Below are 14,450 nucleotides of genomic sequence, written 5' to 3'. Positions count from 1 at the left end.
TGAATTACTCAATTATGATGTGTTTGCCCTGATTGTAAAGAAAGTTTCCCTTAGTTTTGTAACAAACAAAAAACAGGAATATGAATTCAGAGATACGATCGTTAGAACCCAAAGAAGTGTGGAACAGGTTTGCCGACCTCAATGCCGTACCACGGGCCTCGAAAAAAGAGGAGCAGGTCATAGCCTTCATGCTGGATTTCGGTAAAAAACTGGGGTTGGAAACCTTTAAAGACAATACCGGGAATGTCATTATCCGCAAACCTGCAACTCCCGGTATGGAGAACAGGAAAGCCGTGGTACTGCAATCGCACCTGGACATGGTGCACCAGAAAAATGCCGATACTGATTTCGACTTTGCTACACAGGGCATAGAAATGTACGTCGCTGCCGACTGGGTAAAGGCCAAAGGAACTACCCTCGGCGCTGATAACGGCCTCGGAGTAGCTGCGATCATGGCCATACTGGAAAGCAATGAAATACCTCATCCAGCCCTGGAAGCCTTGTTTACTATTGATGAAGAGACCGGAATGACCGGGGCACAGGGGCTTGAAAAGGGAGTGTTGAAAGGAGAGATACTCCTTAACCTGGACACGGAAGAAGACAATGAAATAGGTATAGGCTGTGCCGGAGGTGTGGATATAACCGCCACCAGAACCTACAAGGAAGAGCCTGTGCCGGAAGGTGCCGGGGCTTTCAGGATCACCGTAAAAGGCTTGCAGGGCGGACACAGCGGTATGGACATTCATAAAGGTCTGGGCAATGCCAACAAGATCATGAACCGGGTGTTGTTCGACGGTTTTGAAAATTACGGCCTGTGTATCGCCGGGATCGATGGGGGAGGATTGCGCAATGCCATCCCCAGGGAAAGTTCTGCCCTGGTTGTGGTAGATAAGGTAAGTAAGGAGGCCTTTGAATTTGAATTTGATGAACTTGCCCGAACCATTAAAAACGAATTAAAAACAATGGAACCTTCACTGACCATCGCTGCAGAACCTGCGGAAACTCCCGGCGCCGTTATGGAACTGGGTGTACAGGAAGGAATAACCAAAGCGCTCTATGCCGCTCATAACGGAGTGTACAGGATGAGTGCCGATATGGAAGGGCTTACCGAAACCTCCAATAATATTGCAAGAGTGATCATAAAGGATGGTGAGATCAAAATATCCTGCCTTACCCGTTCATCCGTAGACAGTTCCAAAACCGACCTGGCCAACACGCTGCGTGCCACATTTGAACTGGCCGGCTGTGAGGTGAAGCTCTCCGGAAGTTATCCCGGCTGGCAACCCAATGTAAATTCACCTATACTTAAAGTCCTCCGGGAGAAATACGAAACCCTGTTCAATGAAAAACCGGATGTAGCTGCCTGCCACGCCGGACTGGAATGCGGCATACTCGGGCAAAACTACCCGGAAATGGACATGATAAGTTTTGGCCCCACCATCCGCGGAGCACACTCTCCCGATGAAAGGGCCGGCATCACCTCCACACAGAAATTCTGGAAATTCCTCCGCGAGATCTTAAAAGATATTCCGGAGAAAAAATAGGCTTTCCTCCCCCGGGAAGTTGTATCGGATAGTAATTATTATATGAAGTTCTTCAGGCTCCTTCCTTTATCAAAAGTGAGGAGCCTTGTTTTTTAGTTTTAAGTAAGGTTTTGATTAGATTTTACATGCATACCCGTTTTCTCCTGATATTCACCAAAAGCCCTATCTTTACAAACAGCTACTAAAAACTGGTGAATTTCATTAAAACATACAACGACGTAAACCCTGCCGATAGCCGGATGACCTTCTGTATCCGTACTATGGAAGATATTTATGAAAAAAGGGGAGGGACACCGGACGAACCGCACCGGCATGATTATTATATTGTGCTGCTCGTAAAAAAAGCCAGGGGAACACACAGTATAGACTTTAACGAATATGAATTTTCCGGGAAACAGGTCTACTTTATCAGCCCCGGACAGGTGCACCAGATCGTGGAAAAGGAAAAATCGTATGGTTATGTCATTACGTTTTCCTCCCGGTTTATGCTGGAGAACCAGATCGATTCCTGCTTTATCGAAGACATCAACCTTTTCCGGGACTACGGAGATACCCCGCCGCTTCCTCTCGATGAAGAACAGGAAGAACGCTTAGCGGCCTATTGCGAACAAATGATGGAATGGAGCCGCACCCATATGAAGTTCCGGTCCCAGGGTATCGGTTCATTACTACGGCTTTTCCTCATTTCCTGCAATAACCTGTGCAGCATACATGGAGAAAACCCCCAGCAACTTCAGGCGGGAGGCACACTTTTTAAGGACTACAAAAAGCTGGTGGAAGATCACTTTACGGAGTGGCACCTCGTTTCGCAATATGCCGATGCCCTGCACGTTACTCCCGATCATCTCAACAGGGTGGTAAAGTCCCTTATCGGAAAGACCGCCAAAGAATACCTGCAATCCCGTATTACCATTGCAGCCAGGAGAATGCTCTATTTTTCCGGTCAGCCCCAGAAAGAGATCGCCTATACCCTCGGGTTTTCGGAACCGGCCCACTTCAGTAGTTTTTTCAAGAAATGTACCGGGATGTCCCCGTCTGATTTCAGGAAGTAACTCCGGGGTTTTGGTATTCGGTAATCGGTAAACAGTGATCGGTGTCCGTTTTCTCAATCTCCTTGTTCCATCTCTTCCGGTTCCCGAGCGGAGCCGAGGGATCGTATTTTTATAAGGCTTTCCCGTATTCTTGTATTCCCCGGCGTCTTTAATGTTCGGATCTTTGTACAGAACAAATAAAAGGAGTACGATTATGAAAACAACATTGCACAGGGCAGATACAAGGGGACATGCCGATCATGGGTGGCTCAATGCCCATCACAGTTTCAGTTTTGCCAATTATTACAACCCCGAAAGGATGAACTTCGGTGCCCTTAGGGTACTTAACGACGATATCGTAAGCGGGGGGATGGGATTCGGTATGCATCCCCATGACAATATGGAGATCATTACCATACCGCTCCGGGGCGACCTGGAACACAAAGACAGTATGGGAAACACAGGCCGTATAAAAAACGGGGAAATACAAGTGATGAGTGCCGGTACGGGGATTTTTCACAGTGAGTATAACCCCAACAAGGACCAGGAAACCAATCTCCTGCAAATATGGCTGTTTCCCAACGAAAGGAATGTAGAGCCCCGCTACGACCAGATATCCATTGAAGATTACAGGAAGAAGAACGAACTGTACCAGGTCGTATCGCCCGATGTAAACGGCCAGGGAACATGGATACATCAGGATGCCTGGTTCAACCTCGGGGATTTTGACAAGGGGACTGCCCGCGAATACCACCTGAAAAAGGAAGGTAATGGCGTATATCTCTTCGTTATGGAAGGAAGCGTGAGTGTAAACGGGCAGACCCTGGACAAACGGGATGCTTATGGCGTATGGGATACCGATAAGATATCCATAACAGCCGAAAATGATGCCCGGTTTCTCCTTATGGATGTGCCGATGGCCATTTAACAAGGTATTTACGTTGAAAAAGAGGGCTAAGTTTACTATATTTATATGTCATCATCTTACAAAAATATTATGGGAGAAATAAAGCATATTCACAACGATAAAAAAGGCGCTTTTACCTGGCGTGTGGATAAAAAGCGCCTGGCGGAAATGACCTACGTCATGGCCGGGGAGAAAAAAATGATCATAGAGCACACCGGGGTGGACGAATCCCTGAAAGGGCAGGGTATAGGGAAAAAACTACTGGAAACACTGGTGGGCTATGTCAGGGAAAAGGGCATCAAAGTGGTGCCTTTATGCCCCTTTGCCAATGCCACCTTTAAAAAAGTAACCGAATGGCAGGATGTCCTGGCCTGAAAACCTTAAAACAAATACTGATGTCCAATACAGATCTTATCATAGCAGAAAGAAGCCGGGATATAGGTGATTTCCTGGTAGGGAGGTTGATCCCTTTCCGTAAAAAACGAATGGTAGGCCCGTTCATATTCATAGACCATATGGGCCCCGAAAAACTGGGACCGGATAAATATATGGATGTGGACCAGCACCCTCACATCGGACTGGCCACGCTTACCTATCTCCTGGAAGGGGAGATCATGCACAAGGACAGCATAGGCACCGAACAGCGTATCAATCCCGGTTCGGTGAATCTCATGGTGGCCGGCAAAGGGGTGACACATACCGAAAGGACCCCGGCAGACCTCAGGAACGGACATGAATTTACCGTGCACGGCTATCAGATATGGATAGCCCTTCCGAAGGAACTGGAAGATATGGCCCCTGAATTTTATCATATTTCGAGGAAAGACCTGCCTTCCTGGACCGAAGACGGAGCCGAATTTACCCTGGTGGCCGGAAAAGGTTTTGGTAAAGTATCTCCCGTACCCACCCATTCCGACCTGTTCATGGTATCGGTAGAAGCAGGAGAATCCTTTAACCTGGATATTGCCGGAAACCTCAAAGGGGAGATAGGTATCTGTATTGTGGAGGGCAAGGTCAATGCCTGCGGTCAGGAAGTGGGGGGCGGGAATATGCTGGTCTCCAAACTCGATAACCAGTGTGCCCTGCAGGTAGAAAAAGGAACACACCTGTTACTGTTCGGCGGTGCGCCGTTTGAAGAAGAACGGTATATCTACTGGAACTTCGTGTCGTCTGACAAGGAAAAGATCGAAAAGGCAAAAGAGAACTGGCGGGAAAAGCGGTTCCCGAAAGTTCAGGAAGACGACACCTATGTGCCGTTACCCTGATAAAAAAACAATATAATTATTGAAATAACAAAAATTTAAAAAATGGAAACAACAGCGAACAAAGTAACATGGAGCATAGACCCTGCCCATTCCGAAGTACAGTTTAAAGTAAAACACCTGGTGATCTCTACCGTAACCGGTCAGTTCACCTCCTTTTCGGGAGGGCTGGAAACCAACGGCGAAGGTTTTGACAATGCCAAAGCCGTTTTTGAAGTGGATATAGACAGTATCTCCACCAATAACAACGACCGGGACAATCACCTGAAATCTGCAGATTTTTTTGATGCCGAAAATCATCCCAAACTCATTTTTGTCTCTACGGGCTTTAAAAAAACGGGAGATGACACTTATGAAGTTACAGGAGACATCACCATCAGGGGAAACACTAAACCCATAGTGCTGAAAGCAGAACACGGCGGCACAATGGTAGACCCTTATGGCAATACCAAGGCCGGGTTTGAGATCACCGGAAAACTCAACCGCAAGGAGTTCGGCCTGGAATGGAACGGTGTTACGGAAGCCGGGGGCATTGTAGTAGGTGATGAAGTGAAACTGCTGCTAAACCTGCAGTTTGCCAGAAATTAAATTAGGGTTAAATACCATAGAGGGTGTCTGATAAGTATCTTAACGTCAACCTGAATTCGTTTCAGGTTCTCATACCAATGGTCCGATCGGCATGAAGGGATGCTGAAACAACTCTTCGACTGTGCTCAGGGTGACAGTTCAGCATGACGGGTTATAGGGTTTTTTAGACACCCTTTTTCCATACATTTATACGGAATAAGGAAGTTGAAGGGAGTTATTCAGAAATTGAAAGTATAATACAACTTCTTATTTTTTTTATCCTCTTTTTTGAGCTATCTTGTACTTACTTATTCAAGATAGAAATATGCTTAACCTTCAATTAAAGAACAGTTTTATCTGTTTATTTTTTTTACTGTCTTTTTTCGGTCACGCTCAGAACCTGCGCCTGCAAAAAGGCACGGTTACGGATTCTGTTCCCATACCAGGTACTGACCTTTTGCACTACGCCATTTACCTGCCGGAAGCATATACTGCGGAAAAGAAATGGCCGGTGATCTTTGTTTTCGATACCGAAAAGAGGAACAGGGAAGCCGTAGAAGCCTTTACTGCTGCTCCCGGGGGGCGTCAGTATATTATCGTGGGGGGCAACAGTGTAAAGAACACTTCATACGAAGCCAATTTTTATCTGGCCAAAAGACTTTTTGATATTGTTCTGGAGAAATTCCCGGTAGACCCTAAAAGAATATATACTGCAGGATTTTCCGCAGGGGGAAGGCTGGCCACCGCCATTGGTGCCATTTCCAAGGATGTGGACGGAGTCATTGCCTGTGGTGCTGCCCTGCCCGGGAATGAAAAATATATGCCCCGGAAAAACGATTTCCTGTTTGTGGGCTTGGTAGGAGATGAGGATGGTAGTTACAGGGAGATGAAAGGTACGGTGAGCAGCTTCAACGGGAAAAAGTTCCATGCCGACCTTCTGGTATATGAGGGGGCATCTCATTATCCTCCGGCGGAATACGTGGACAAAGCCCTCCGGACCCTGACTGTAAAATCCATCGCAAAAGGAGCCCTGCCAGGCAGTGAAAGGAAGATAGACTCCCTCTATCTGAAAGATATGGACTTTAACAGAAAACAGGAAAAGGAAGGCCGGGTTTTCTATGCCTTTGAAGACCTGAAACAACTGACAACCAATTACAGCAGTTATAAAGATAAAGACGGGTTTAAACAAAGGCGAAAGGAGATCCGGAAGAACAATGAGTTCCGGAAACAGCGTAACGACAGTTACGGGATTTCCGAACTGGAAAACTATTATATGGTGGACTACCTGACTTTTCTGGGAGAAGATATTTCTGCTGGAAACATAGGACAGCTCCCATCCTGGGAAGAAGAGATCATAGCGCTGGAAAAACTCGAAAAGGGCAAGAACCAGGCCAAGGCCAAAATGGCCAGGCGCCTGAAGAACATGCTGAAATCCGTAGTCCTGGAAACCATACCTTCACTGGATGAAGAAAAGGACATTGATAAATTGCTGTTTGTCAATGCTTTTGTGGTATTACTCGATCCCGAACAGGAAGAGGCCTATTTCAACATACTGAAATACAGTGTGGAGAAAAGCGAATACGGCATGGCGCTCTTTTACCTCGAAAAACTGTTACAAACCGGTTTTAAAGATGTGAAAAAACTGAATGAGGACGAAGATATTTCCCTGTTACGGATACAGCCGGAATACAACGACATCCTTCGCGATTACGGTTTAAAAGCACTTTACTAGCCTAACATGAATAATGGATAAGAAAAAAGGCTCCCCTCTTCAGATGAAGGCACGTGCTGAGCTTGTCGAAGTAGGGGGGTGTCACGCTTGCGGGACGGGGAGTTTGACCAGGCCCGAACCTTGGGTGTAACTCTGAAATTTTATATTTTCCCCATGGCTTGGGCTTTCAAACTCCCGATATCTCGGGACAGGCTCTCCGATCCCGATTTCAATCGGAACCACCTCCCTTCGTCTGAAGGGAGGAACTCTTTAGAAAAATTCAAATAAGGTTACAGTCTAAAGCACTTTGGCTTCAAAGAGCTTATCCGTTATTTACGTTAACCTAGGTAAAACACTTCCCGATTTCGTCAAAGAACGGACTTGATGTTTTCCGGCGGGCGGCCTATAACGGCTTTTTTCCCGGCAATGACGATCGGCCGTTCGATCAGTTTGGGATTTTCGGCCAGGGCTTTTATGACTTCGTCATCCGATAAGGTTTTGCCTTTGTAATTTTCTTTCCAGATGCTCTCATTCTTACGTACAAGATCTATTGGTGATATGCCCAGCAGGTCTACGATTTCGCGGAGCTCTTTTTCTGAAGGGACCTCTTCCAGGTATTTGATCACTTCAAATTCTTTTCCGGACTCTTCCAGTATGGCAAGCCCTTCCCTGGATTTCGTGCAACGCGGATTGTGATATATCTTTATCATTTTTTAAATTTTTTAGTCAAACAGCAAACCGGATAACGCTTTTTACAACCGAAAATCCGTGTCATCCGCGTGCCATTTTAAGGTTTTAAATACTGATATCAAATTTCTTAAGGCTTTCCTCGAGTTGTGATGGCGATGTAAACCGGATACCGTTTATACCGATTTCATTGGCCGCTTCTATGTTCCTCCGGTTATCGTCGATAAAGATCGACTTTTCCGGCTCAATCCCGAAGCGGTTCAGTGTAAGGTCGTAAATGTCACGGAAAGGTTTTCGGGTCTTTTCCGTACCAGATACAACAATACCTTCAAACCAGTGCAGGAAGTCAAACCGTTCCAGGGCGATGGGGAAGGTCTCGGCGCTCCAGTTGGTCAGGGCCACTATTTTGTATTTCTTCTGTGCGATCAGGGATCTGAGGATATTGACGGTCCCGTCAATGGCTCCGCTGAGCATTTCTTCCCACCGGCCGTAATACATACGTATGTGATCTTCGTGTTCCGGGAAAAGGGCAACCCGTTCTTCGGTGGCTTCGGCCAGGCTTTTGCCGGCGTCCTGTTCCTCGTTCCAGTCCGAAGTACAGATATGGTCAAAAAACCATTGCATTTTTTCCCGGTCGCCGTTAAAAACATCCAGGAATACGTATTCGGGGTTCCAGTCGATAAGTACACCTCCGAGGTCGAAGATGATGCTGTCAATTTCTTGGCTCATGATATTTTAGATAATAGATTTGAGACTTGAGATTTTAGAACGTTCTGTTTCTTATCCTGTATTTTAAACGCAATACATGGGACTGTCTAAAAAGTAGCTTTTACGTCACCCTGAACTTGTTTCAGGGTCCCATTCCGACCGTCCGATCAGTGTTATGGGATGCTGAACAGGCATGACGGATATAGACTTTTTAGACCCCTCCCCCTACATTTATTTCTAATTGTCCTCTTCTTTTTGGCCCATCATCATCAGGTAGGCCTTCAGGAACGGGTCTATTTCTCCGTTCATCACGGCATCCACATCGGTGGTTTCCTTTGCTGTTCTTACATCTTTTACCAGTTTATACGGATGCATCACATAGTTTCTGATCTGGGAACCCCATTCGATCTTCATTTTTCCGGCTTCGATCTCGGCCCTTTTCGCCTGTCGTTTTTTCAGCTCTATTTCAAAGAGTTGTGATTTTAGGAGCTGCATGGCCTTGGTCTTGTTGTCCAGTTGCGACCGGGTTTCCGAGTTCTCTATAACGATCCCCGTAGGGTGGTGGCGCAGTCGTACAGCGGTCTCTACCTTGTTGACGTTCTGTCCTCCTGCACCGCTGGAACGCATGGTCTCAAAGGTAATATCGGCCGGGTTGACCTCGATCTCTATACTGTCGTCCGCGAGGGGATATACGTATACCGAGGCGAAAGAGGTATGACGTTTGGCATTGCTGTCAAACGGGGAAATACGCACCAGGCGGTGCACTCCATTTTCTCCCTTGAGCCATCCGAAAGCATATTCGCCGTCGATTTCCAGTGTTACTGTTTTTATCCCGGCAACATCGCCTTCCTGATAGTTGAGTTCCTTGATCTTGTATTTCTGGGATTCTGCCCACATGAGGTACATACGCATGAGCATAGATGCCCAGTCACAGCTTTCCGTACCTCCGGCTCCTGCAGTGATCTGTAATACGGCACTCATATTGTCGCCTTCTTCCGAAAGCATGTTCTTGAACTCCAGATGTTCTATGTGCTCGAGGGTGTTCTTATACTGAATTTCCACTTCTTCGGCATCGACATCGCCTTCCTTAAAAAAGTCATACAGTACTTCCAGGTCGCCTGCGAGGGCTTTACTCTCTTCATAGCCCTCCACCCATTTTTTTTTGCTGCGGAGCGATTGCATCAGGACTTCGGCTTCTTTCGGATTATCCCAGAAGTCCGGAGCATAGGTTTTTTCTTCTTCGTTCTGTATTTCTATGAGTTTGGCATCAATGTCAAAGATACCTCCTTAACGCACCAAGGCGCTCAATAAGGCTTTTCACCTGTTCGGATGTAACCATGTATGTAATTTCTGTTTTTGACGGTATTTTACCGCCAGCTCATTTTCCAAGCAAAAATACTATTTACGGGGAGCAGGAAAAATTATTTATTATAAATTTATAATCTAAACCGACGAACCGTATGAAAAAGACCATTTTCCTCATCCTGCTATGCTTCGCAGAAATGGTACAAGGCCAGTTCCTGGACAAAAAGAAAGATCTCGAGAAGTTTAACGGATACTTTGATTTTTATTACGACGATGCCGAAGGAAAGATCTACCTGGAAGTGGAAAATCCCGGGACTGAATTTTTGTATGTCTATTCCTTAAGCCAGGGGGTAGGCAGTAATGATATAGGGCTCGACCGGGGGCAACTGGGCAACGAACAGATCGTGTATTTTAAAAAGGAAGGCAATAAACTGCTACTGATACAACCCAACATGAAATACCGCGCCATTACGGACAATGTAAAAGAACGCCGGTCCGTGGAGCAGGCTTTTGCAAAATCCGTATTGTTTGGCTTTGAGATCAAGGAAAAACGAAACGGGGCATATATTATAGATGTTACCGATTTTTTATTGCGCGATGCCCATGGTGTGGCGCACAGGTTAAAGGAGAAAAAGCAGGGAACGTATAAGCTGGACAAAAACAGGAGCGCCCTGAGCATGGAACGTACCAAAGCCTTTCCGAAGAATACGGAATTTGAAGCCTTAATTACGTTTGAAGGCGATCCTAAAGGAAAAGAGATACGCTCGGTCACTCCCGATGCCAGACTGGTGTCTGTAATGCAGCACCATTCTTTTATTGAGCTTCCGGACGACGGTTATGTCCCCAGGGACTTTACACCCGGCAGTGGTATGTTCTCGGTTTCCTATTATGATTATGCCAGTCCGGTATACGAACCTATCATTAAGAGATATATAGCCAGGCACCGGCTGGAAAAGAAAGACCCGGCAGCAAAAGTAAGCGAAGCCAAAACGCCGATCATTTATTACCTCGACCCCGGAACGCCCGAACCTGTACGCTCCGCATTGCTGGAAGGCGGAAGGTGGTGGAACCAGGCTTTCGAGAGTATCGGGTATAAAAACGCCTTCCGGTTGAAAATGCTTCCCGATGGCGCCGATCCAATGGATGTACGATATAATGTAGTGCAGTGGGTGCACCGCTCTACAAGAGGGTGGAGCTACGGTGCCAGTGTGCGCGACCCTCGTACGGGAGAGATCATTAAAGGACATGTAAGCCTGGGAAGCCTGCGCGTCCGGCAGGACTTTCTCATCGCCCAGGCCCTGATAAACAAACCCTTTGCCGAGCGTGACGATAACTACCAGGCCATGCTGGATATGGCCCTGGCGCGGATACGCCAGTTGTCGGCCCATGAAATAGGGCACACCCTTGGTTTTGCCCATAACTTTGCAGCCAGTATAAGCAACAGGGCTTCCGTAATGGATTATCCGCATCCGGTGGTAAAACTCAAAAACAGGGAAATAGATATTTCGGAGGCTTATGCTACGGGGATAGGAGCATGGGACAAAGTTACCGTAGCTTATGCCTATTCCGATTTCGGAAAAGGAGCAAATGAAGCAGAGGAATTGCACAATATACTGAAAGAAGCACAGTCCCGTGGCCTTCGTTTTATTTCCGATGCCGATGCCCGGGCACAAGGCGGGGCCCATGCCTATGCCCATCTGTGGGACAATGGGGAGGATGCCGTAACTGAGCTGAACCGGGTGCTCGAGGTCCGGGATGTAGCGCTCCGGAATTTTTCAGAAGATAATATTCGCGGCAGAGAACCCTATTCCGTACTGGAAGACGTATTCGTACCGCTTTATTTCTTTCACCGCTATCAGACCGAAGCTGCCGTAAAACTTATAGGCGGACTGGATTATAACTATGCCGTAAAGGGAGATGGACAATTTATAACTAAGGCAGTGGACAAAGAAGAACAAACAAACGCCCTGAGATCTGTGTTGCGGACGGTTTCGGCAGAAACCCTGGCCATTCCGGAAGATAAGTTAAACCTGTTCCCGCCACGAGCCCTGGGATATCCGAGGACAAGGGAATCGTTTACCGGAAAAACCGGGGTGGCTTTCGATGCCCTGAGTGCTGCAGAGACCGCAGCCGATTTTACCCTGAGGCTGTTACTTCACCCGGAAAAGGCATCCCGGCTGGTACAGCAAAAAGCCCTGGACAATGCTCAACCGGGATTGTCCGAAGTACTGGACGAATTGATCGCGGCCACCCTGAAAAAGAACTATAAGGACAGTTACAGGCAGGAAGTACAGCATATCGTCAATTTCCGGGTATTGTATTACCTGATGAACCTGGCCAAAGATCAAAAGGGATATCCTCAGGTCAATGCCATTGCCAAAGAAAAGCTGCGGGAAATGGCACAGGAGCTGAGCCCGATGGTTATAAAAGGAGATCGTAAAACCTATGCCCTGGAATACCTGGACAGGATAAAAAGATTTATGGAGAAGCCCGAAACCTTCAAGACCCTTTCCGTTCCCAAAATCCCGGACGGTTCTCCCATCGGTATGGACTGTGCGGATTAAAAGATTGATTGGAGATTGACCAGGCTACGCTGGAAGATTGAATGAGATGGAAATTTTAGGGTAAATCTCCTGATAGCGCGATTCAAACCCTCCGTCACACCTTGTGGTGAGACACTTCCCTTTATCAAAAGAGAGGACTCTGTAAAACTATCAATCCCGGAAAGTCTCCGAAGGGAATACCACTACGCTCTCGTGTCCGTTCTTGTCCACAGCAGCTACGCCAAAATAGAAGTTGTCAATAACAATACCATCCAGTGTAAGATGGTCGGTATTACCAACAAAGCGGCTGAACTCCCATTGCGAAGAGGTGGTATAACGCCAGTATATTTTGTATCCTTTTATGTTCGGATCGTTGACCTTTTTCCATTTCAGTTTGGCAGAAGCCTCAACGACGCCGCCAATAGCTACTTGTGCGGGAGCGGGAGGGCCCCAGGCCAGTGAAGCAAGGTTAATGGCATTTACTGCCGTAAGTTTTTTGGCATAACCGAAATTCACCCCTTCTATGACATCCCCGTAGGCAATGCCGTTCTCTACCCGGACATCCTGGTGCTGCCTGTTGTAATTTTCATGAGCTTCCATGATCCGTACACCCGCATAGCCCAGGTCGTTGAATGGCCGATGATGTCCGCCGCGGCCAAAACGGTCCAGGCGATAGACCATCATGGGGTTCATTTCCGGCATATAGGTCTGTACGGTTTTATGGATATAACGTGCCAGTTGCCTGGAAATACCATCGACCTCCCCGCCGTAAAACCTGCGCATGCTGCGTTCCTTTTCGGTTTCGGTAGGCGGAACAGGTTCGGAGAAGATACGGAAGGTCCGGTTGTCTATGACCCCGTCCACACCTTCAATATTGCCTATCATGTCGTTGTTAAGTATCCCGATGATGTCCCAGTTGTTCTTTTTGGCATATTCCGCCAAGCCTTTCCCGCCAAAAAGCCCTTGCTCCTCACCGGACAGGCCCACATAGACAATACTGCTTTCAAAAGAATACCCGGACAGAACTCTGGCAGCTTCGATGGCCCCTGCCATACCGCTGGCATTGTCATTGGCGCCCGGAGCGTCGGTCGTGAAGTCTACGGCGTCAGAGGCCCTGGAATCGATATCCCCGTTCATAATGATATATCGGTCGGGGTATTTGGTGCCTTTCTGTACGGCCACGACATTCACCACCCAGGCATCGTGGGGCACACGGTCGCCGTCTTCGGTGGTGACCAGGTCTTTCTGGTAAAATACATCGAGACAGTTGTTACAGTCTTTGGAGATCTTTTCAAATTCTGATTTGATCCACCGTCTTGCCGCACCGATCCCCCGGGTTTCGGAAATGGTGTCGCTAAAGGTGTTTCGTGTGCCGAAGCCGGCCAGTGTTCGGATGTCTTTTTCAATCCTTTCGGCAGAGACCCCGTCGATAATATCGTAGATACGGGGATCGGTCTGGGCAAAGGAGAGGAAGGCGGAGAAGATGAGAATACATGTGATATGAGGTTTCATAATGGTTGGGTTTAAGGTATAAATCAAATGTAGGTAGTTTTTTAATGATCAGCAATTACGTATTTGGGGAGGGGAAATGCCTGGGATGTTGAGCTTCTTTAATTAATCTCAGGGTTTCATTTATAAACTCCGTTTTACCTAATACGTATGCTCCTCTGTCGTGTTTGTATTTGGATGCTAATTCCGTTTTTAAATCCTCGTATTGTTTTGCCCTCTCGTAATTGGCGATCAGATAATCCCTGAAGTCAATCTGATTCCACATTGCATTGTCTTTCGGGCACATGTGAATATGGAATATCTGTTCTTTTTTTTCACCATTTGGGTCATAACCTTTGGCGAGGGACATATATGCTTTTATATTATCCCGTTCGGGAACTTTGAAGTATGTATATCCTAAATCCTGAAACTGGTCAATAAGGCTTTGCTCAAACAGTAATTCTTCAGGAATTTCTATCATGATGTCAATGTACGGCTTAGCCTTGATTTTTGGAATGGAAGAACTTCCGAAATGCTCAATCCTTAGTATAGTCTGGTTTCCGATTTTTGAGAGAATCCTTTGCTTTTCGTTTTCAAATACGGTTTTCCATTCGGGTTTGTGTTCAGTCAGTTCTACCGGGAAGAGCGTGTTCCAGTCCTCTTTTGTCAATTCGTATAGGTTCTTTTTCATTGAAGT

General features: G+C 46.9%; 13 protein-coding genes. 8 read left to right on the top strand and 5 right to left on the bottom strand.

Translation table 11 applies throughout. The features are described 5' to 3' along the window. Nucleotides 1-80: 80 nt before the first annotated feature. The 7 genes from KN811_RS05475 to KN811_RS05445 all read left to right on the top strand — a co-directional run bounded on the left by KN811_RS05475 (nt 81) and on the right by KN811_RS05445 (nt 7,043). Nucleotides 81-1,544 carry an aminoacyl-histidine dipeptidase gene (locus KN811_RS05475; RefSeq protein WP_187964830.1) on the top strand — a complete coding sequence of 488 codons (1,464 nt, stop codon included), beginning with the start codon at nt 81-83 and terminating at the stop codon, nt 1,542-1,544. A gap of 191 nt (nt 1,545-1,735) precedes the next feature. Next, entirely contained in the window at nt 1,736-2,596 is an 861-nt protein-coding gene (locus KN811_RS05470) for an AraC family transcriptional regulator (RefSeq protein ID WP_187964829.1), read from the top strand. Between the two features lie 193 nt (nt 2,597-2,789). Then, the gene (locus tag KN811_RS05465) at nt 2,790-3,503 is read left to right on the top strand and encodes a pirin family protein (RefSeq protein ID WP_187964828.1); all 714 of its coding nucleotides are present in this window, start codon (nt 2,790-2,792) and stop codon (nt 3,501-3,503) included. A gap of 69 nt (nt 3,504-3,572) precedes the next feature. Beyond that, nucleotides 3,573-3,857, top strand: a complete 285-nt coding sequence (locus KN811_RS05460) for a GNAT family N-acetyltransferase (protein WP_187964827.1) — start codon at nt 3,573-3,575, stop codon at nt 3,855-3,857. 20 nt (nt 3,858-3,877) lie between these two features. Continuing rightward, entirely contained in the window at nt 3,878-4,747 is an 870-nt protein-coding gene (locus KN811_RS05455) for a pirin family protein (RefSeq protein WP_187964846.1), read from the top strand. A 42-nt stretch (nt 4,748-4,789) separates the two neighbouring features. Continuing rightward, entirely contained in the window at nt 4,790-5,332 is a 543-nt protein-coding gene (locus KN811_RS05450) for a YceI family protein (protein WP_187964826.1), read from the top strand. A gap of 304 nt (nt 5,333-5,636) precedes the next feature. Next, a complete protein-coding gene (locus tag KN811_RS05445; RefSeq protein WP_187964825.1) occupies nt 5,637-7,043 on the top strand; it encodes an acetylxylan esterase in 1,407 nt (468 codons plus the stop codon). A gap of 347 nt (nt 7,044-7,390) precedes the next feature. Here the strand turns inward: KN811_RS05445 and arsC are convergent, their stop codons facing one another. The 3 genes from arsC to prfB form a co-directional block, all read right to left on the bottom strand. After that, a complete protein-coding gene (arsC, locus tag KN811_RS05440; protein ID WP_187964824.1) occupies nt 7,391-7,732 on the bottom strand; it encodes an arsenate reductase (glutaredoxin) in 342 nt (113 codons plus the stop codon). A gap of 85 nt (nt 7,733-7,817) precedes the next feature. Beyond that, entirely contained in the window at nt 7,818-8,438 is a 621-nt protein-coding gene (locus tag KN811_RS05435; protein ID WP_187964823.1) for an HAD family hydrolase, read from the bottom strand. 216 nt (nt 8,439-8,654) lie between these two features. Beyond that, nucleotides 8,655-9,756 (bottom strand): peptide chain release factor 2 gene (gene prfB / locus KN811_RS05430; protein ID WP_187964822.1). Its coding sequence is split into 2 segments (ribosomal slippage): nt 8,655-9,692 and nt 9,694-9,756, totalling 1,101 coding nucleotides; the frame shifts between segments, so codons are not numbered across the junction. A 121-nt stretch (nt 9,757-9,877) separates the two neighbouring features. On the opposite strand from prfB, the gene KN811_RS05425 reads away from it, so the two are divergent. Then, the gene (locus tag KN811_RS05425) at nt 9,878-12,286 is read left to right on the top strand and encodes a zinc-dependent metalloprotease (RefSeq protein WP_187964821.1); all 2,409 of its coding nucleotides are present in this window, start codon (nt 9,878-9,880) and stop codon (nt 12,284-12,286) included. A 150-nt stretch (nt 12,287-12,436) separates the two neighbouring features. Here the strand turns inward: KN811_RS05425 and KN811_RS05420 are convergent, their stop codons facing one another. Beyond that, entirely contained in the window at nt 12,437-13,777 is a 1,341-nt protein-coding gene (locus KN811_RS05420) for a M28 family metallopeptidase (RefSeq protein ID WP_187964820.1), read from the bottom strand. A gap of 55 nt (nt 13,778-13,832) precedes the next feature. Next, nucleotides 13,833-14,444, bottom strand: coding sequence for a GrpB family protein (locus tag KN811_RS05415; RefSeq protein WP_187964819.1), 612 nt, complete (start codon nt 14,442-14,444; stop codon nt 13,833-13,835). Nucleotides 14,445-14,450 lie beyond the last annotated feature (6 nt).

Source organism: Sinomicrobium weinanense (assembly GCF_018863395.1).
In the GTDB taxonomy this organism is placed as follows: Bacteria; Bacteroidota; Bacteroidia; order Flavobacteriales; family Flavobacteriaceae; genus Sinomicrobium; species Sinomicrobium weinanense.
Note: the sequence above shows the minus strand (reverse complement) of the source record. Positions and strands in the feature narration are given on the sequence as shown.